The sequence below is a fragment of the Methylobacterium sp. W2 genome (assembly GCF_020662345.1).
Taxonomy (GTDB): Bacteria; Pseudomonadota; Alphaproteobacteria; order Rhizobiales; family Beijerinckiaceae; genus Methylobacterium.
On the sequence record NZ_VMOA01000001.1, the window covers coordinates 37,685 to 55,624 of the forward strand.

A 17,940-nucleotide genomic window follows, 5' to 3' on the forward strand; every position below is an offset into this window, starting at 1 on the left:
ACGACAATCCAGGTTCTCCTGGCTCGCATCGGAGATGTGGGCCGTAGCGTCCCTGGGATGGCGCGGTGGTTCCGCTACGTCGCGTCCAGTCCCGCATACCACTCGGCATAGGTCGTGTTCGCGACCATGCGGCGGTTCTGGTCGGGCGCGCCGTCCGTCCACCAGACGGGGCCGCGTTCGCCGAGACCGTGCTTGGCGGCATCGACTGCGGCACGGGCCCGCTTCATGGCGGCCTCGTCCTCCGCGCGTTTGGCCTCCTTCACCCCGCGCCGGGCATCCATCAGCGCCTTGACGAGGCGGTCGCGCTGTTCCTCGTTGAGCTTCGGATTGGTGCGCCGCCAGAGCCGTCCCTTCACGACGATGTAGCGGCCGTCGGGGGTCTCCAGCACTGGCATCCGGTCTCTGTCCCATCATCACCGCTTATCGGCATGGCAACGCGCGGGCGGGGGCCGGTGTGCCGCGTCAGGGCAGCAGGATCGGCGAGCAGACGAAACGCTCGCTGCCCGGCAGGGGCACAATGGCGACGTCGACGCCGTAGAGGAGGCGCAGGGTCTCGGGCGTGACCGCCTCTTCCGGCCTGCCGAGCGCCAGGAGGCGGCCTTCGTGCAGGAGCGCGACCGTGTCGCAGAGGAAGGCGTGGTCGGGGTCGTGGGTCGAGAGGACGATGCCGATGCCGCGTTCCTTCAGGCGCCGCACCTGGTCGAGGACGCGGGCCTGGTTGCCAAAATCCAGACTGGCGGTGGGCTCGTCCATGACGAGGAAGCGCGGTTCTCCCGCCAGTGCCCGGGCGATGAGCACGAGCTGGCGCTCGCCTCCGCTGATCTCGGTATAGCTCCGCTCGGACAGATGCCGGATGCCGAGGGTGGCGAGGGCCGCGAGGGCGATCGCCTCGTCCGCCTTGCCGGGGGCGGCGAAGGCACCGAGCCGGCTCGCCCGGCCCATCAGCACCACGTCCTGAACGCGGAAGGGAAAGAAGGCGGCGTGAGCCTGGGGCACGTAGGCGACGCTGCGCGCGAACTGCGCCCGCGGCCAGGTCGTCACATCCTCGCCGTCGAGGGTGATCCGCCCGGCTTTCGCGGGGAGCAGGCCGAGGAGGGTCTTGAACAGGGTGGTCTTGCCGCCGCCATTCGGCCCGAGCAGGGCCAGCACCTCGCCTGCGCTCACGCTGAAGCCGATGCCCGCGCCGAGGGTCTTGGCACCGTAGCCGAAGGCGAGGTCGTGAACGGCCAGACTCACGCCCAGCCCCGCTTCGCCGTGGCGAGGAGCCAGAGGAAGAACGGCGCGCCGATGAGCGCAGTGAGAATGCCCAGCGGCACCTCGATCGGCGCGACGGTGCGGGCGACGAGATCCACCGCCAGGAGATAGCCCGCCCCCATCAGGAGGGAGGCCGGCAGCAGGCGGCGGAAATCCGGCCCGACGATCAGCCGCGCCACGTGCGGGATGATGAGGCCGATCCAGCCGATCACGCCGGTGACGGAGACGGCGGCGGCGGTGACCAGGGTCGCGGCGGCGATGAACAGCGGGCGCAGCAGGCGCGTCTCCACGCCCAGCGCCCGCGCCTCCTCCTCGCCGAGGCTCATCAAATTCATCCGCCATGCGAACAGGACGAGGGGCAGGAGGCCGAGCACCATCGCCGGGAGGATCGCGCCGACATCGCCGAGGGTGACGGAGGCGAGGCTGCCGAGCAACCAATAGGTGATGGCCGGCAGCTGATTGTAGGGGTCGGCCAGCACCTTCAGCAGCGAGATCGCGGAGCCGAGCACGGCCCCGTTGGCAACGCCGGCAAGCACCAGGGTCAACACCGGATCGTGCCGCCGCACCGCGAGGCCCACCGCATAGACCGCGCCCACGGCGAGCAATCCCCCGGCGAAGGCGAGGAGCTGGATCGCGCCCACGGGGAGCGAGAGAAAGATGCCGAGCACCGCGCCGAGGCTCGCCCCCGCCGAGACCCCGAGGATGTCGGGCGAGACCAGGGGATTGCGGAACAGGCCCTGGTAGGTCGAGCCCGCCGCGGCGAGGGCCGCGCCGACGACGAGGCTCGCCGCCACGCGCGGCAGGCGCACCTGCAGCACCACGATCTGCGCGGTCGGATCGATGGAGGAGGAGAGCCCAAGCAGTTTCGCCCAGAGGATGCGCGCCACGTCGGCGATGGGCACGGCGTATTTGCCCGTCGCCAGGGAGACGAGAACGAGGAGGAGCAGCGCGAGGAGCGGGAGCCCGCCCTGTAGCGCGAGGCGCAGGGCGGGGCGGGCGGCGATGGCGGTGGGTGTCACGGCCGGGCCGCCCCTTCATCCCTTAGCAGGGTGTCCAGCTGCGCCGCATCGAGGTCCACATGGTAGAACCGCTTGTAGAAATCCCGCGTGATGCCTTCCATCGGTTCCGGGAACAGGTCGGGATACAGCCGTCCCGCCAGCCAGCGCAGGCCGATCAGGCGGTTGATCCCTGGCGGAGAATCGAACCAGCCGAAGGGTAGGCGCGGCGTCTGGTAGACCCGGCCGGCGCGGACGGCACCGAGCGTGCTCCAGAGCGGATCGGTGGAGATGCCCCGCCGGAAGGCGGGGTCGAGGCTGACGATGGCGTCGGGGTTCCAGGCCAGCACCTGTTCCGGAGACACCGTGGTGAGGCCGGCGGCGCCTCCGCCCTCGGCGACGTTGCGGGCGCCGGCCCTATCGAGAACCTCGGTGTTGATCGAGCCGGAGACCCCCGTCTCCAATCCGCGCGGCCCGCGGGCGTAGTAGACGCGTGGCCGCCGGTCGGCGGGGATCGAGTCGATCCGGCTCTTCACCTCGGCGATCATCGACTCCGCATGGGCGGCGAGATCCCCGGCCCGCTCCGGCGCGCCGATGAGTTCGCCGAGCCTGGCATAGGTTTCGCCCGTCCGGTCGATGGCGCCGTCAAGAAGAATGTAGGGAATCCCCGTCTGGGCCTGAACCCGGTCGGCCAGGGAAACATAGGTCGGCGCCGTGCTGCCCACGTCGATGATGAGATCCGGCTTCAGGGTAAGCACGGCCTCGACATTGGCGGTGTTGCCCTTGCCCGTCAGCCGGCCGTAGGCGGGCAGGCCGCGCGTCTCCGGCGTCAGGAAGGCGGCCTCGTCGGGGGAGGGGGCGCGGACCCAACCGATCATGGTCTCGGGGGCCAGGGTGTAGAGCAGGACCGAAGCCGGCGGCCCGGCGGCGAGGATGCGCTTCGCGCGCTCCGGCACATCCACCGTTCGCCCGGCCGCATCGACGAAGGGTCGGGCAAAAGCCGCCTCCACGGAGAGGGCGAGGCCCGCCAGGACCATCGCGACTGCCACGAGCGCCTGCATGGCACGGGACGGGACGTGTTTCCGGGCGGCGGCCGGCGCGATGAGGCGAGGGATCATGGCCCGGATCGTATCACGGCGACGGGCGCGGCGCTCCGCGACGCGCGCGCCTGAAATCGAGGCCGCCATGCCCACTCGTTTGTCATCCACTGGGGGCTGCTATACAGCCCCGTTCCACCGATCCGCCCGGCGGAGGTGGAGGTATCGGGGCCTGCCGACGCGGTGCTCCGCCATTGTTCGGGTCACGTGGGGCCGAGCGTGGCAAGCGCCCGATCCGTCATGGATCTGTCACCGCCGACGGCGAGAGACGATTGGTCGAGACGCCCCATCGAGGCGGCCGAGGAGAGAGCCTGATGAAGATCGCGATGATCGGCGCGGGGTATGTCGGCCTGGTTTCCGGTGCGTGCTTCGCCGATTTCGGCCACACGGTCTGTTGCGTCGACAACGATCCGGCCAAGATCGAGGCGCTCGAACAGGGGCGCATCCCGATCTTCGAGCCGGGCCTCAATACGCTGGTCGCCGACAACGTCCGCCAGAACCGCCTGACCTTCGCCACCGACCTGACCAGCGCTGTGGCCGCAGCCGATACGGTGTTCATCGCGGTGGGCACGCCATCCCGGCGGGGCGACGGTTTCGCCGATCTCTCCTACGTCTATGCGGCGGCCCGCGACATCGCCGCCGCGCTCACCGGCTACACCGTGGTGGTGACGAAATCGACGGTTCCCGTCGGCACCGGCGACGAGGTCGAACGCATCATCCGCGAGGCGAGGCCCGATGCGGATTTCGCCGTGGTGTCTAACCCTGAATTCCTGCGCGAAGGCGCGGCGATCGGCGATTTCAAGCGGCCCGACCGCATCGTCATCGGGGCCGACGACGCCCGCGCGGCCAGCGTGATGAACGAGGTCTACCGCCCGCTCTATCTCAACCAAGCGCCGATCCTCGTCACCGGCCGGCGCACGGCGGAGCTGACGAAATACGCCGCCAACGCGTTCCTCGCCACCAAGATCACCTTCATCAACGAGATCGCCGACCTGTGCGAGCAGGTTGGCGCCAATGTTCAGGAGGTCGCGCGCGGCATCGGCCTCGACAACCGCATCGGCTCGAAGTTCCTGCATGCGGGGCCGGGCTATGGCGGCTCGTGCTTCCCGAAGGATACCCTGGCGTTGGTGAAGACCGCGCAGGATTGCGGCACGCCGATCCGGCTGGTGGAGGCGGTGGTCGCCGTCAACGATCAGCGCAAGCGGGCCATGGCGCGCAAGATCGTCACCGCCTGCGGCGGCTCGGTGCGGGGTAAGACCATTGCGCTCCTCGGCCTCACCTTCAAGCCGAATACCGACGACATGCGCGACGCGCCGTCCCTGTCCATCGTCGCCGGCCTGCAGGATGCCGGCGCCCGCATCCGCGCCCATGACCCTGAGGGAATGGAGGGCGCACGGGCGCTGATGCCTGACATCGCTTATGCCGACGATCCCTATGCCTGCGCCGAAGGGGCCGACGCCCTCGTCATCGTCACCGAATGGAACGCCTTCCGCGCCCTCGACTGGGCGCTCCTCGCCGAGAGCATGGCGGCGCGGGTGGTGGTCGATCTGCGCAACGTCTACCGGGGCGAGGACGTGGCCCGCCACGGCTTCCACTATGTCGGCATCGGCGTTCCGACCCCGGAGGCGTGAGCCATGGGGAGAGGACGCCCCTCGGCGTCCCGAGGTTTCGTTTCCAATCCGCGCTCCTACAACGAGCCGATGTTCATCTCGTCGAAGAAGCGTTCCTAAGCGAACCCCGTTTTACGGTCGGCAAAGACCAGGAACCCGACGAAAACCAGCAGTACCACCAGGCTCCAGGGTAGGGCGGCGGCACCGCCGAATTGAAGCAGGAGGCCTCCGAGCACGCCGCCCCCGGCGATGGCGAGGTTCCATGCGGTCACGATCATCGACTGGGCCACATCGGCGGTCTTTCCCGAAACCCGTGCCGAGGCCGTCTGGAAAAGGGACGCTGCGCCGCCGAAGGCGACACCCCATACCGCCACGGCCATCAGCACGGCCCACTGGTGTTCACCGAGGGTGGCGAGTGCCAGTCCCGCCCCGCAGAAGGCGACGATACTGATCTGCGTGAGCGCCCGCAGGCTCCGGTCGATCCAGGATCCGACGATCCAGATTCCCACCAGCGCCGCAAGGCCGAACAGGAGCAGCACGGCGTCGGTGCGGGAGGCCAGGCCGGAGCGTCCGAGGAAGGGCGCCACATAGGTGTAGAGGATGTTGTGGGCCAGTACGAAGCCCAGCGTCACCGCCAGCACCGTCTTCAGCCCCGGCAGGGCGATGACCGCGACGAGGGGGAGTCTGCGGTCATCGGCCTCGCCCTCGAAATCCGGGACCTTCCAGGCGATCCAGCCGACCAGCACGACGCTGAGACCGCTCAGGATCAGGAAGACCGGGCGCCATCCGACGAGACCGCCCAGCAATGTTCCGACCGGAATGCCGATCGACAGGGCCAAGGGCGCGCCGACCATGGCGATGGCGATGGCGCGGCCCCTCAGATGGTCAGGGGCCATGCGGCCGGCATAGCCGGCGAGCAGGGACCAGACGAGCCCAGCGAAGAGTCCGGCGATGAAGCGGGCGGTCAGTGTCAGCGTGTAATGGGTCGACACCGCCGTCACGGCATTGACCGCGAGGAAGCCGCCGATGGCCAGCAGGAGAAGAGGGCGCCGTCGCCATGTCCGGGTCGCTGCCGTGAGCGGGATGGCCGCGACGAGCGAGCCGATCGCGTAGGCGGTGACGAGTTGTCCGACCATGGCCTGGGACACGCCGAGATCCGCGCTCATGAACGGGAGCAGCCCGGCGGGCAGGGCTTCGGTCAGGATGGTGAGAAAGCCTGCCATCGCCAGAGCCAGAAGGCCGACGACCGGCAAGCGGGCTCCGCCCGGCGATACGGCCGGGGTCATCGTTTCGGCCATTGCATCCGTCCGTGGAAAGGCGGTCCGAGCGACCGCGGCATCGGCGATACCCCTCTGCCGTGGCACGAAAAATACTCTATCGTTCCGGTCTATCCGGACATGGGTGTCCGCAATCGTGGGACGCTACCGTGGACACTCTGTCCGCCCTCAACGTCTTCCTGCAGGCTGCCGAGGCTGGAAGCTTCGTCGAGGCCGCGCGGCGGCTCGGTGTGTCTCCCTCGGCGGTGGGCAAGGCCATCGCGCGGCTGGAACTCCGGTTGGGGACCCGGCTGTTTCACCGCACCACCCGCAGTCTCGCTCTAACGGCGGAAGGCAGCCTGTTCCTGGAGCGCTGCCGCCGCATCTTCGCCGAGGTCGATGCTGCAACCCGCGAGATGTCCCTGTCCCAGGAAGGGCCGCGGGGACGGCTACGGGTGAGCCTTCCGCTGGTGGGGATGCTGTTGATGCCGTCCCTGTCCGCCTTCATGCGCGCATATCCGGATGTCGAACTCGACCTCGATTTCACCGATCGTGTCGTAGACGTGGTGGAGGAGGGGTTCGATGCGGTCGTGCGGACCGGCGAGGTCTCCGATTCCCGGCTGATGACGCGCATGCTCGGGCAGTTCGAGCACAGGGTCGTGGGGGCGCCGGACTATTTCGACCGGATGGGATACCCGAACATGCCGGAGGATCTCGCCGGGCATACCTGCCTGCAGCACCGCTATCCCTCGAACGGCAAGCTGGAGCGATGGCCCCTCTACCGGGGCGAGACTTTCGTCGGAGGCCATATGCCGGTCGCGCTGACGGCGAGCACGCTCGAGCCGCTGATCTATCTGGCGGAGCGGGGACAGGGCGTGACCTGCGTCCCTCTCTTCACGATCCGGCCGCAGATCGCGGCCGGTCTGCTCCTGCCGGTTCTGACATCCTACATCAAAAGCACCGGCAAGCTCAGGATCGTCTGGCCCTCGAGCCGGCAGATGAGCCCGAAGGTTCGCGCCTTCGTCGACTTCCTGGTTGCCGATCTTTCGGTGTCGGATTCCACCGCTTGATCAGCGCTCATGGCACAGACCGCATCCCCGCGCATGCCGGACGCGCGAGGGATGGAATCCGGGCGTCGAACACGATCTCCATCCCGGCCTGATGTCTCAGGCCGCCGCGTCGATGGCGGTGGAGGCGCGGCGGACCTTGCGGTCCATGCCGTCGAGGAAGGCGTGGGCGTCCTCCTTGCGCTCGAAGACGTGCGGGGCGAGGCCTCGATTGTTCAGGGCCTCCTCCATCTTGAGGCGCAGGAAGGCGCTCGTCGCGTAGCGTGTGGTCGTCAGATAGTAGTTCGCCGACAGGTATTGGATCATGCTGGCGTAATCGTCGTACAGGTTCTCGTTGATGCGGAACCCGTCATGGTTGACCACCGAGTTGACCCGCTGGCCGGCCTTCTTGCAGGCGTCGACCAGGACCTTGCGTAGGTCGTCGATGTCGCTCTTGATGCGGGCGTGCCAGCCTTCGAGGTTGAGGAACAGGATGTTGCGCTCGGCGTCGTAGCTGACCCGTTCCGGCAGATTGAGGTTGAGGAGGTCGGAGAGGAGCTCCATCGGCTCGTCCCGGAACAGCCGGGCATCCATCTGCGCCGGGTGCTTGATGATCGGCGTGAAGCCCATATGGGGCAGGATATCGCGCTCGATATCGATGCCGGGCGCGACCTCGATGAGTTCGAGCCCTTCGTCCGTGAGCTGGAAGACGCAGCGCTCGGTGACGTAGATCACCGGCTGCGAGCGCTTCTGCGCATAGGGACCGCTGAAGGTGATCTGCTCCACCTGCGGCAGGAACTTCTGCGAGCGTCCCTCGGTGACGATCTTCAGCTTGCCGTCTTCGATCGTGGTCTCCAGGCCGCCCACGGTGAAGGTGCCGGCGAAGACCACGCTCCGCGCGTTCTGGCTGATGTTGATGAAGCCGCCGCAGCCGTTGAGCTTGCCGCCGAACGCGCTGGTGTTGACGTTTCCGTGCTGGTCGCACTCGGCCATGCCGAGGCAAGTCATGTCGAGGCCGCCGCCATCGTAGAAATCGAACATCTGGTTCTGGTCGATGACGCAATCGGCATTCGTTGCCGCGCCGAAGCTCGACCCGGACGCGAGCACGCCGCCCACCGCACCGGCCTCCGTTGTGAGGGTGATGTAGGGCGTCACCTTCTCCTCGTTGGCGACAGCCGAAATGCCTTCGGGGGCGCCGACGCCGAGATTGACCACGCCGTTCGGCGGCAATTCGAAGGCCGCGCGCCGGGCGATGATCTTGCGGGCATCGAGCTTCATCTTCTTCATGCCGCTCACCGGCACGCGGATCTGGCCGGCGAGGGCCGCATCGTGCTGCACGCCGTAATTCATGCGATGCATCTCGGGCTCGGCCAGGACCACGCAATCGACGAGGATGCCCGGAACGCGCACGTCCTTGGGCAGCAGGAAGCCGTCATCGACGATGCGTTCCACCTGCGCGATGACGATGCCGCCGTTGTTGCGGGCAGCCATGGCCTGGGCCAGACAATCGAGGGTCAGCGCCTCCTTCTCGAAGGAGATGTTGCCCGCCGGATCGGCCGAGGTGCCGCGGATGAAGGCGACGTCGATCTTGGTGGCGGTGTAGAACAGCCACTCCTCGCCATCGACTTCCACGAGTTTGACGATCTCGTCCGTCGTGACCTCGTTGACGCGAGCGCCGCCGTGGCGCGGATCGACATAGGTGTGCAGGCCGACCTTGGAGAAGAGGCCGGGCTGGCCGGCGGCGCAGGCCCGGTAGAGCTGCGAGATCACGCCCTGGGGCAGGTTGTACCCGACGATCTTGTTGTCCTGGGCGGCCTTGGCCACCTTCGGCATGCGCCCGAAATTGGCGGCGATGACGCGCTTCAGCAGGCCCTCGTGGTGAAGCCGGCCGGTGCCGAGGCCTTTGCTGTCGCCGGCGCCGGCGGTCATGATCAGGGTGAGGCCGCGTGGGGCGCCGGTGTCGACGAAGCGCTTCTCCAAGGCGGCATGAAGCGCCTCCGGGATGCAGCTCTGCACGAACCCCGTTGTGGTGACGACGTCGTCATGCCGGATGAGGGCGATCGCCTCCTCGGCCGTGATCACCTTATTTTTCTTCATCGACCGGTCTATCCTCGGAGCGCCTCCCCCGTCCCGGCCATAACACAAGTGATATCTTGCATAGTGCCGGGAGTGCGGAAGTCTTGTTTGGCGCGGACAGCGTAAAGATACGGTCCAGTTTCCGCAAGGGGCTGGTCTAGGCGCAGTAGCGGTGTGAATGTCTTGTTGCACTGCAATGGATTGCTGGGTTCTCGCGCCCCGATATCCGGCCTTTCCGCCGGTTCGCCAGGATTCTGCGCAAGTCTCCGCTCTTGCTCGGGCGGCATGACGACTTTTGCGGTGCGGGAAAGTCGACAGTATTCTACATTCTGCGTTCCACCGCTACGGCCTGTCGTGCGCCGGGCCCCATTCCCGATACTCCGCCCCTGTCGCGAGATCGGGCGCGGTTCGCCGCCGATCGATGGTGTTCACGCCAAGCAGCTTTCGCAGAAGTGGTCACCGGTCTGGCGTCCCAAGTCCCGCGACAGGCCAAAGTCCTGCGACCCGCCAACGACCTGCGACACTCCGAAGGCCCGAGCGAGGGGAAGCGTCGGCTCGTCAATGCGAGAGTGCTGAGGTTGCCTTGTCATCGAACCCCCCGGTAACGCAGGCTTGACCGGACGGTCCCTTCACGCGGCCGTAGTCCCCCCTCAACGGAACTTCGAACCCTCCATGATCGTCCGTTCGCGTCCCAACCTGATGGCCGTGCTGTTCACGCTTCAGGGCTCGATCCTGCCGAGGGTGGCGCTGAAAGTGAGCTTCATCACCGCGGCCGCCATCGGGGTCGTGGCGGTGGAGCGGGCCTGGCCCCATCCCTTTCCGATGAGTGCGGGCATCGGTCCCTTCACCCTGGTCGGGCTGGCGCTCTCCATCTTCCTGAGCTTCCGCAACGGAGCCTGCTACGACCGCTGGTGGGAGGCGCGCAAAGCCTGGGGAACGCTGATCCTCGAAGCGCGCTCCTTCGCCCGCCTCCTGGCCGCGCTCCTCCCCGAGGAGCGGCATCGCTCCCTCCGCCTGCGTGCGCTGAAGCGCGTCATGGCCTTCGCCAAGGCCCTCCACGCGCAAATGCGCCGGGAAGACGAGGTGGCGGCCGCGACGCCGTGGCTTCCCGAAGCGGAGGCGACGGATCTGCACGCCCGGCCGAGCCCGGCCGAGGCGGTGCTCGTCCACCAAATGGCCGATCTGGGGCGGGCCCGGCGCGAGGGTGCACTCTCCGACATCCTGTTCGGCTTGGTGGAGCAGAAAGTGGCCGCCCTCGGCCAGGTTCAGATCGTGTGCGAGCGCATCCAGAGCACGCCGCTTCCCTTCGCCTACACCCTGCTCCTGTACCGCACGGCCTGGATCTACTGTCTGCTGCTACCCTTCGGGCTCGCAGGCACCCTGGGCTGGGTGACGCCGCTCGTGACGGCGCTTGTCGCCTATACCTTCTTCGGCCTCGATGCCCTGGGGGACGAGTTGGAGGATCCGTTCGGCACCGAGCCCAACGACCTCCCCCTCGATGCCCTCGTCCGTGTGGTGGAGGGCATCGTCCTCGACGCCCTCGGTGAACCTGCGCCGCCGCCCCTCGCGCCGGAGGGCTTCCTCCTGCGCTGAGGCGGCAGTCAGGCGATCCGCTCAATATTCCCAGAAGATCCGCTGGAGCTCCTTCGTGTCCTGCGTCTTCGTCAAGGCCACGGCGGCGAGGATCTTGGCCTTCTGCGGGTTGAGGTCGTGGGCGACGACCCAATCGTACTTGTCGTCGGGCTGCTCGGCATTGCGCAGGACGAAGCCGTCGCCGACGCGGGAGGAGCGGATGATCTGCACGCCCTTGCCGCGAATGTCTTTCAGCGTATCGACGAGGTAGCCGGCCACCGAGCCGTTGCCGGTGCCGGCATGGATGATCGCCTTCGCGCTGCCGGCCACTGCCGAGGTGTAGGGTTCGGGGTGCATGTTGCCCGAGCCGTAGACGATGGCGACATCCGGCAGGGAGTCGATCGTCTCGATATCGAATTCCGACGTCGTGCCGTGGCGCTTCACCGGGGCGCGGAACCAGTAGGTCTTGCCCTCCACCACCATGCCGAGGGGCCCCCACTGGCTGAAGAACGCGGAGGGCTTGATGTTCACGCGCTTGGTGCTGTCGCGCCCGGCCTGGATCTCGTCGTTCATGGTCAGCAGTACGCCCTTGGCGCGGGAATCCTTCGCGCCGGCGACCACCACGGCGTCGAGGAGGTTGAGGGCGCCGTCGGCCGAGATCGCGGTGGACGGGCGCATGGAAGCGACCATGACGATGGGTTTGTCGGTCTTCACCACGAGATCGAGGAAGTAGGCGGTCTCCTCCACCGTGTCGGTGCCGTGGGTGATGACCACGCCATCGACGTCGTCGCGCTTGGCCAGGGCCGAGACCTGCTTGGCGAGCTGGATCAGTTGGGCGTTGGTGAAACTCTCCGACGCGATCTGGAAGGCCTGCTCTCCGCGCACGTCGGCGACCTGGGCGATGGCGGGTACGGCGGCGATGAGCTTGTCCACCGGGACCTTGGCCGCCTGGTAGGTGGCGCTGTTGGCGGCATCGGCACCGGCGCCGGCAATGGTGCCGCCGGTGGCGACGATGACAACACGGGGCTTGGCCGCCGCCGCCGGCGCCGTAGCCTCACCCGGTTTGGCCGGGGCCGGGCCTTCCAGCGCCGAACCCGTGACCGGTGTGAGGGGCAGGCCGAGGCCGAAGGCCATGGCGATGGCCATTGGAAGTGCGCGAGAGCGCGAGGCTGAGGGGGCGAACTGCATCGTGGTATCCTGTCGCGGGCCTGATCCCCACATTGTGGCCGCTCCCTCCGCCGAGGCACAGGCCAAAAAGGCGGCGGTCACAGGCTGTTCGCGCATCAATCCGTCCCGGTCGTCACAGGGCGGGGTCAGCGGGCGGGCATTGTCGGGTGGGCATTGTCGCGACGCTCACGCAATCGTGCGGCATCCCGCCCCTGGCCGCCCTAGAGTATGGACGAGCTCGTTGGTCCGGTAAATGCTTGCAATCGGAACGAAATAACGAGAGTTTCGGATCGTCGGCACCCCTCGTTCGGCTCGCGTCCGATACCCCCGGGTGCGAGGAACCGATGCCGCCGCTGGTGCGTCGTGCCGTCTGGATCTGGGGATCGATCGCGTGATGTATATGGTCGACGCTCCGGAGCAGCAGGTGAGTTCCACCACGGACCCGCTGCTGCTCGACAATCAGCTCTGCTACGCGCTCTACGCCGCCGCTCACCGCATCACCCGGTCGTACCGCCCCCTGCTGGAGCGGTTGGGACTGACCTATCCGCAATATCTGGTCCTCCTCGTCCTGTGGGAGACCGATGGCGTGACGGTGTCGGATATCGGCCGCCGCCTAAGGCTCGATTCCGGCACGCTGACCCCGGTTCTGAAGCGGCTTGAGACGGCCGGTTTCTTGGTCCGCCACCGACGGCTGAGTGACGAGCGCGAGGTCGAGATCCAGCTGACCCCGCATGGTCGCGACCTTCGCGCCGAGGCCCGCCTCGTGCGGGAATCCGTGATGTGCCAGCTCAACATGTCGGAGCCGGAGGTCCAGGCCATGCGCGCCGACCTCAATGCCCTGATCGAGAACCTGAGCGCCGCTGGCTGAACCCCTCCCTGCATCGCCCTGTCGAGGATGACCCCGGCGGGGCCGGGTGTGTTCATGGTGTCACGCGCGCGTCGTAAGGATGGAAGGTGTCTACGCTGGCGAGGCGTGACGCCGTTTTAGTTTGCCGGGTAAATTTTGCCTTGAGGGCAATCTTCTTTTTCCGGTAGAGCCAATCCGTGTCCGACACGTCGAAGCCTATCTCGGCTGTTCCATCCTTTCCATCCTCGCGCGCCCGTACTCGCGTGACAGACAAGGGGCGTCCGGTGATCCGGAACTCGATGGTCCTCGTATCGATCGCCGATGCGACGAAACCGCCCGCCTCGTCACTGATGCTTGCAAGGCGCCTTCTCGAATCTCGCGGTCGAACTCGGGCCATCGAACCCGGACGGCGGCGGGGCGTTCATCTGCCATGAGTTCAGTCCAGTTGGAGAGTGATACGGAGCCTCGGCGCCAGGTCGGGGCCTTGCCGTTCCGGCGCCTGCCGGATGGCGGGTTCAAGATCCTCCTGATCACATCGCGCGAGAGCCGCCGGTGGGTAATCCCGAAAGGCTGGCCGATGAAGGGGCGCAAGCCCTTCGAGGCCGCTGCCCGGGAAGCCTATGAGGAAGCCGGTCTCCTGGGCGAGATCGGCAAGCGGCCGCTCGGCTTCTATCTCTACGAGAAGCGCCTGAAGAGCCGCGACTTCGTCCTCTGCCAGGTCAAGGTGTTCCCCCTGGAGGTGCGCAAGCAGCTCAAGCACTGGCCGGAGCGGAACGAGCGCGAGGATCGCTGGTTCTCTCCATCCGACGCGGCGGAAGCCGTGGCCGAATCCGGCCTGGCGGGGATCATCCGAGCCGCCTGCAAGAGGGAAACCGGGTTGCTCGTTTCAAACGGATTGCTGAAAGGTGGCGAGAAGTGATTGCCAAGCCGCTTTTGATCCGCTAACTCCCCGCTCGTCCCGACACGTCGCGACGATCGGCTGCTGTAGCTCAGTGGTAGAGCACCTCATTGGTAATGAGGAGGTCGACAGTTCAATCCTGTCCAGCAGCACCATTTTTCCCTGATTACATCATTGATTGATCTGATGATCGGGGGATGTGACCGTCGATCTGGTCAGACAATGCTCGGCACCCTGCAATCCTCCGCATTCTCAATGAGCCGCATCGCCTTGACGCTGTCGCGGCCTAGGCGATAGGGCTACGCCCGGTCGCGGCGGCAGACCTGTGAGGGCCTGTGCGCTGGACAGATGGTGCCTCGAGGCGTTGCCGGTTGCTCGACGTGGCGGCTTCGGGCGCGGGAACGGTGATGCGGACCCTCGGGTGATTGATCCGAGGCGCCTCGGATCGATCGAGAGGTTTTCATTGTGAGCTTTGAGCCGGACCACAAGGCAATGGCGATTGCCGGCCCCGACGTTTCCGACGAGCGACCGTCGGCCGATGCGGAGTCCATCATCGCCGCCCTGGAGAAGGCGGCTGTCTCGGCCTCCGAGTCCCCACCCTCGCGCAAGATGGTGGATATGGCCAAGCGCCTCATCGTCGAGTTGCGGGCCGCGTGCCGGGAGCGGGCGGACGCCAAGCCGATGATCCTGCGCGGTCGTGCGGCGCTCAAGTCGGTCCAGGAGGCGTACCGGCCCGATGAGGCGGATGTGACCGAGGATGCGGTGTCCGCCGAGCGCCGCGCTGCGAAGGTCGAGGCGGCTCGCCGTCGCGTGGCCGAGCGCGAGGAGGTGTTCGCCCAGAATGCCGAACGCATGCGCAAGATCGTCGGGGCGTTGCTGGCGGCTGCGAAGACCGAGGACCCCAGCCGCTTCACTGTGCAGGCCGGGCTCTGCAAGCAGATTTGGGCCGAGATTGGCTCTGCTGGTCCCGAAGGCCCCGCTTTGCTCAAGGCGTATCGCAAGGCCACAGCCGCCTTCTGGGAGAAGGCAGGCGTGCCGGAGCCGGGGGGCGCTGAGGACGCATGATGGTGGGCCGGCTTCGGCCGCCACCGATTCAGAGGCCCGGGGCGTGAATAGCACGTCCCGGGCTTCGTCGTTTCTGGGAGGTTCGCCAGGGGAGTCTGCCTTGGTGCGCCAACGCCTCCCCTCGCTGAGGCCGTTAAAGTGCCACGGGTCTTGAGATGCTAAACCGCTGACTGCCTTTGCGAGAGCTGCCTACGTCCGGCGGATCAGCGTGCCCGCGCCGTGGTCGGTGAAGAGCTCCAGCAGCACCGCGTGGCTGACCTTGCCGTCGAGGATGACCACCGCCTCGACACCCTGTTCCAGCGCGTAGATGCAGGTTTCGATCTTCGGGATCATTCCGCCCGTGATGGTACCGTCGGCGATGAGGCGGCGGCAATCCTCGAGGGTCAGGTCGGTGATCAGCTTCTTGTCCTTGTCGAGCACGCCCGGCACATCGGTGAGGAGCAATAGGCGCTTGGCCCGCAGCGCCCCGGCGATCGCCCCGGCGAACGTGTCGGCATTGACATTGTAGGTCTGGCCGTCCGCCCCGAAGGCGACTGGGGCGAGGACCGGAATCAGCTCGGCTTTCAGCACCGCGTCAAGGACGCCGCGTTCCACGTGCTCGGGCTCGCCCACGAGGCCGAGATCGATCTCCTGCTCGGTCTGGCTCTCCGGGTCGAGGACGGTGCGCGTCGCCTTGCGGGCGCGGACCATGTTGCCGTCCTTGCCGCAGAGGCCGATGGCACGGCCGCCCGCGGCGGAGATCCAGCCGACGATCTGTTTGTTGATCGAGCCGGCGAGCACCATCTCGACCACCTCCACGGTGGCCTCGTCGGTGACGCGAAGGCCGCCGCGGAACTCGGATTGGATGCCGAGCCGGCCCAGCATCCGTCCGATCTGCGGGCCGCCGCCATGGACGACGATGGGCTTGAGGCCGGATTGCTCGAGGAGGACGATGTCCTCGGCGAAATCCTCCGCCGCCGCGCGGTCGCCCATGGCATGGCCGCCATACTTGATGACGACGATTTCCTGGTCGTAGCGCTGCATGTGCGGGAGCGCCTGGACCAGGACTTCAGCGCGCACATGCACGTTCGGGAGGGCGTCTTTTGCCAGAGATTCTTTCATCGTGAGGCACTGTCCTCGCTACGGCGCCGGATCGGGATGCGCGACGACGCGCTTCTAGCGCAGCGATGTCGCACTGCGAAGCGCCATAGCCGCCAAAGCTCGGAAAAATGGTCGCGTCGTGGGAGGCGGATCGGAGGTGAGAACGGCCGGCACGAAGGGGGGAGGACATAACCATGGGTTAGCCCTGTCCTGTGATCCTCTGGAAGATTGCACAGGACGCTCCCTCCGATGCTCGCCGCGGATCCCACCGTCCCCCGTCTGACTCTCACCGGCCTTCGGAATCTGACTGCCGCCCTCGCCCAAATTGGGAAGGACACCGCCTCTCCCGGCGAGGTCTGGCGCAGACTGACCGATAGTTACGTCGTCGATCTCGATGCCGTCGCCAGCATCCTGCCGCGCGCCGAGCCCCAGCCGACCTGGCTCATGCCCCGTACTGGGTACCGCCTCGTCACCGGCTGATCGCGGGCCGGCAGGGCGTCGCTTCGCGCACGAATCCGTAGTCTTCGCGCCGCGCATGAGAGCCATGTGCGACCCGAAGCGGGGCGACCTTGCGACGGGGTTGGCATCTGTCATGCTAGACCGAGTCCAATGAGAAACGACGAGGAACGCTCAGGCAACAATCACGCGGCCGCTCGACGCCTGAGCAACACCGCGGACCTTATTCGCTGAACCGAAAAAGGGGTCCGTCATGTCAGAATTGTTAGCCGTCGCCCTCGTTTGCTCTAGCATGATCGCGGCGCAGGATTGCTCCCGCACCACCGCCCTCGACGTCATCGTGTCGCCCGCGCACACGCCGATGGAATGCATGATCCATGGCCAGACCATGGCCGCCTCCACCTGGAGCGCCGATGGCGAGAAGCGCTACGTCAGGGTGACCTGCGAGCGGCGTCACGCTGATTTTCGTGGCCTGCGCCGGGCCGGCTACGCCGCCGCCATCGTCCTCGTCCCGCGTCACGCGATCTAAAGCGATCCCGCCTGCGGGAACGCGAAGGTCGATCGCGGCCCGCAGGCTTTGTAACTGTCACAGTGCCTCACGCCTCGATCCGGAGCGTCTCGCCCCGTTCGAGGCGGCCGCCATGGACCACCTCCGCGTAGACCCCGCAATCGGTATGGCCGAGGTGCGCGGAGAGCGTCCGGGGGATCGCGAGGTCGCGGATGCCGGTCGCCGGATCGACATTCGTCGCCGCGCAGCGCTCCGTCCGCTTGGAGACGAGCAGGCGCACGCCTCCCGCCGTGGCAAGGACGCGTCCGACGAGGTCGAGTTCGGCGAAGGGGGCGAGGCCGGTGAGGTGAAGGTTGGCGCGGAATCGCAACGGATCGACGGGCACGCCCACCATGTCCTCCGTCGCCGCGACACTGGCGAGGTTGAGGAGCGAGACGAAGCCGCGCGCTGAATCGGTGAAGCGGAACCCATCCGGTGCGGTGAGCAGCCTCGGCGGCCCGCGCAGGGTATCCGCGAATTCGGCACGGAAGAACGCTTCCACCGCCTCGCGCCCCTCCGGGGTCGAGATATCGGCCTCCACGGCGATGCCGTCCCCCCGGCGGATCGTCAGCACGGAAGTTTCTTCGTCGTAGCGGGTGCCGAGCCGGGCCAGGGCTTCATTCCGCATCAGCATCAGGAACTTGATCTTGGGCTGATGCTTGGGTGCGGCTGGATCGAAGCCGGACGGTCCGTTCTCGATGGCGAACAGCCGGTCGCCGGGAAAATAGCCTCCCGTCTCCAGTGTCGCTCCCTCCAGCCCCTCGGGCGAGAGCCCCTTCACAGGGTAGCGGTGGAGCGCTTCAAGGCGCAGTTCGGGGGGGCTCGTCGGCGTTGTGGTCATGCCGTCAGCCTCGCCCGAAGCCATCGTTGCGCGCAAGTCCGTGATCGGGTCTTGTGGTGCTCATTTGCAACACTACATCCTGAACAACCGGCGGCCCTCGCGGCGCCGGTGTTCCCCGGACCATCCGGTCGGG

The 17,940-nt window shown here is 67.1% G+C and carries 17 protein-coding genes and 1 tRNA gene; 9 read left to right on the top strand and 9 right to left on the bottom strand.

Annotated elements, in window-relative coordinates; genetic code table 11:
• Positions 1–74: 74 nt before the first annotated feature.
• The 4 genes from FPV16_RS00165 to FPV16_RS00180 form a co-directional block, all read right to left on the bottom strand.
• Positions 75–395, bottom strand: coding sequence for a hypothetical protein (locus FPV16_RS00165; protein WP_227435213.1), 321 nt, complete (start codon positions 393–395; stop codon positions 75–77).
• Positions 396–462: 67 nt separating this feature from the next.
• Positions 463–1,236, bottom strand: coding sequence for an ABC transporter ATP-binding protein (locus tag FPV16_RS00170; protein ID WP_227435215.1), 774 nt, complete (start codon positions 1,234–1,236; stop codon positions 463–465).
• Entirely contained in the window at positions 1,233–2,273 is a 1,041-nt protein-coding gene (locus FPV16_RS00175; protein WP_413629132.1) for a FecCD family ABC transporter permease, read from the bottom strand. Before FPV16_RS00175 ends, FPV16_RS00170 begins: the two co-directional genes overlap by 4 nt.
• Positions 2,270–3,367 (bottom strand): iron ABC transporter substrate-binding protein, encoded by a 1,098-nt coding sequence (locus FPV16_RS00180; protein ID WP_227435216.1) that lies wholly within the window; start codon positions 3,365–3,367, stop codon positions 2,270–2,272. Before FPV16_RS00180 ends, FPV16_RS00175 begins: the two co-directional genes overlap by 4 nt.
• A gap of 293 nt (positions 3,368–3,660) precedes the next feature.
• On the opposite strand from FPV16_RS00180, the gene FPV16_RS00185 reads away from it, so the two are divergent.
• Positions 3,661–4,977 (top strand): UDP-glucose dehydrogenase family protein, encoded by a 1,317-nt coding sequence (locus FPV16_RS00185; RefSeq protein WP_227435219.1) that lies wholly within the window; start codon positions 3,661–3,663, stop codon positions 4,975–4,977.
• 95 nt (positions 4,978–5,072) lie between these two features.
• Here FPV16_RS00185 and FPV16_RS00190 read toward each other — a convergent pair whose 3' ends face one another.
• Positions 5,073–6,254: an MFS transporter gene (locus tag FPV16_RS00190; RefSeq protein ID WP_227435221.1), complete on the bottom strand. Its 1,182-nt coding sequence runs from the start codon at positions 6,252–6,254 to the stop codon at positions 5,073–5,075.
• Positions 6,255–6,382: 128 nt separating this feature from the next.
• On the opposite strand from FPV16_RS00190, the gene FPV16_RS00195 reads away from it, so the two are divergent.
• Entirely contained in the window at positions 6,383–7,282 is a 900-nt protein-coding gene (locus FPV16_RS00195) for a LysR family transcriptional regulator (RefSeq protein WP_227435223.1), read from the top strand.
• 96 nt (positions 7,283–7,378) lie between these two features.
• Here the strand turns inward: FPV16_RS00195 and FPV16_RS00200 are convergent, their stop codons facing one another.
• The gene (locus FPV16_RS00200; RefSeq protein WP_056161468.1) at positions 7,379–9,355 is read right to left on the bottom strand and encodes an acyl CoA:acetate/3-ketoacid CoA transferase; all 1,977 of its coding nucleotides are present in this window, start codon (positions 9,353–9,355) and stop codon (positions 7,379–7,381) included.
• A gap of 651 nt (positions 9,356–10,006) precedes the next feature.
• Between FPV16_RS00200 and FPV16_RS00205 the strand changes: the two genes are divergently transcribed.
• Entirely contained in the window at positions 10,007–10,927 is a 921-nt protein-coding gene (locus FPV16_RS00205; protein ID WP_227435225.1) for a bestrophin family protein, read from the top strand.
• Between the two features lie 21 nt (positions 10,928–10,948).
• Here FPV16_RS00205 and FPV16_RS00210 read toward each other — a convergent pair whose 3' ends face one another.
• Positions 10,949–12,094, bottom strand: a complete 1,146-nt coding sequence (locus FPV16_RS00210; RefSeq protein ID WP_227435227.1) for a type II asparaginase — start codon at positions 12,092–12,094, stop codon at positions 10,949–10,951.
• Between the two features lie 379 nt (positions 12,095–12,473).
• On the opposite strand from FPV16_RS00210, the gene FPV16_RS00215 reads away from it, so the two are divergent.
• The 4 genes from FPV16_RS00215 to FPV16_RS00230 all read left to right on the top strand — a co-directional run bounded on the left by FPV16_RS00215 (position 12,474) and on the right by FPV16_RS00230 (position 14,883).
• Positions 12,474–12,941 carry a MarR family winged helix-turn-helix transcriptional regulator gene (locus FPV16_RS00215; RefSeq protein ID WP_227435526.1) on the top strand — a complete coding sequence of 156 codons (468 nt, stop codon included), beginning with the start codon at positions 12,474–12,476 and terminating at the stop codon, positions 12,939–12,941.
• A 409-nt stretch (positions 12,942–13,350) separates the two neighbouring features.
• The gene (locus FPV16_RS00220) at positions 13,351–13,839 is read left to right on the top strand and encodes an NUDIX hydrolase (protein WP_227435229.1); all 489 of its coding nucleotides are present in this window, start codon (positions 13,351–13,353) and stop codon (positions 13,837–13,839) included.
• Positions 13,840–13,898: 59 nt separating this feature from the next.
• Positions 13,899–13,973: transfer RNA gene (locus FPV16_RS00225), tRNA-Thr, on the top strand.
• A gap of 337 nt (positions 13,974–14,310) precedes the next feature.
• A complete protein-coding gene (locus FPV16_RS00230; protein ID WP_227435230.1) occupies positions 14,311–14,883 on the top strand; it encodes a hypothetical protein in 573 nt (190 codons plus the stop codon).
• Positions 14,884–15,072: 189 nt separating this feature from the next.
• Here the strand turns inward: FPV16_RS00230 and argB are convergent, their stop codons facing one another.
• Positions 15,073–15,984, bottom strand: a complete 912-nt coding sequence (argB, locus tag FPV16_RS00235) for an acetylglutamate kinase (protein WP_227435231.1) — start codon at positions 15,982–15,984, stop codon at positions 15,073–15,075.
• A 228-nt stretch (positions 15,985–16,212) separates the two neighbouring features.
• On the opposite strand from argB, the gene FPV16_RS00240 reads away from it, so the two are divergent.
• Both FPV16_RS00240 and FPV16_RS00245 read left to right on the top strand, forming a co-directional pair.
• Entirely contained in the window at positions 16,213–16,443 is a 231-nt protein-coding gene (locus FPV16_RS00240) for a hypothetical protein (protein ID WP_227435232.1), read from the top strand.
• Positions 16,444–16,672: 229 nt separating this feature from the next.
• Entirely contained in the window at positions 16,673–16,948 is a 276-nt protein-coding gene (locus FPV16_RS00245; protein ID WP_027171910.1) for a hypothetical protein, read from the top strand.
• Positions 16,949–17,015: 67 nt separating this feature from the next.
• Here the strand turns inward: FPV16_RS00245 and FPV16_RS00250 are convergent, their stop codons facing one another.
• On the bottom strand, positions 17,016–17,807 hold the full coding sequence (locus FPV16_RS00250; RefSeq protein ID WP_227435233.1) for an MOSC domain-containing protein: 792 nt from the start codon (positions 17,805–17,807) through the stop codon (positions 17,016–17,018).
• Positions 17,808–17,940: the final 133 nt, after the last annotated feature.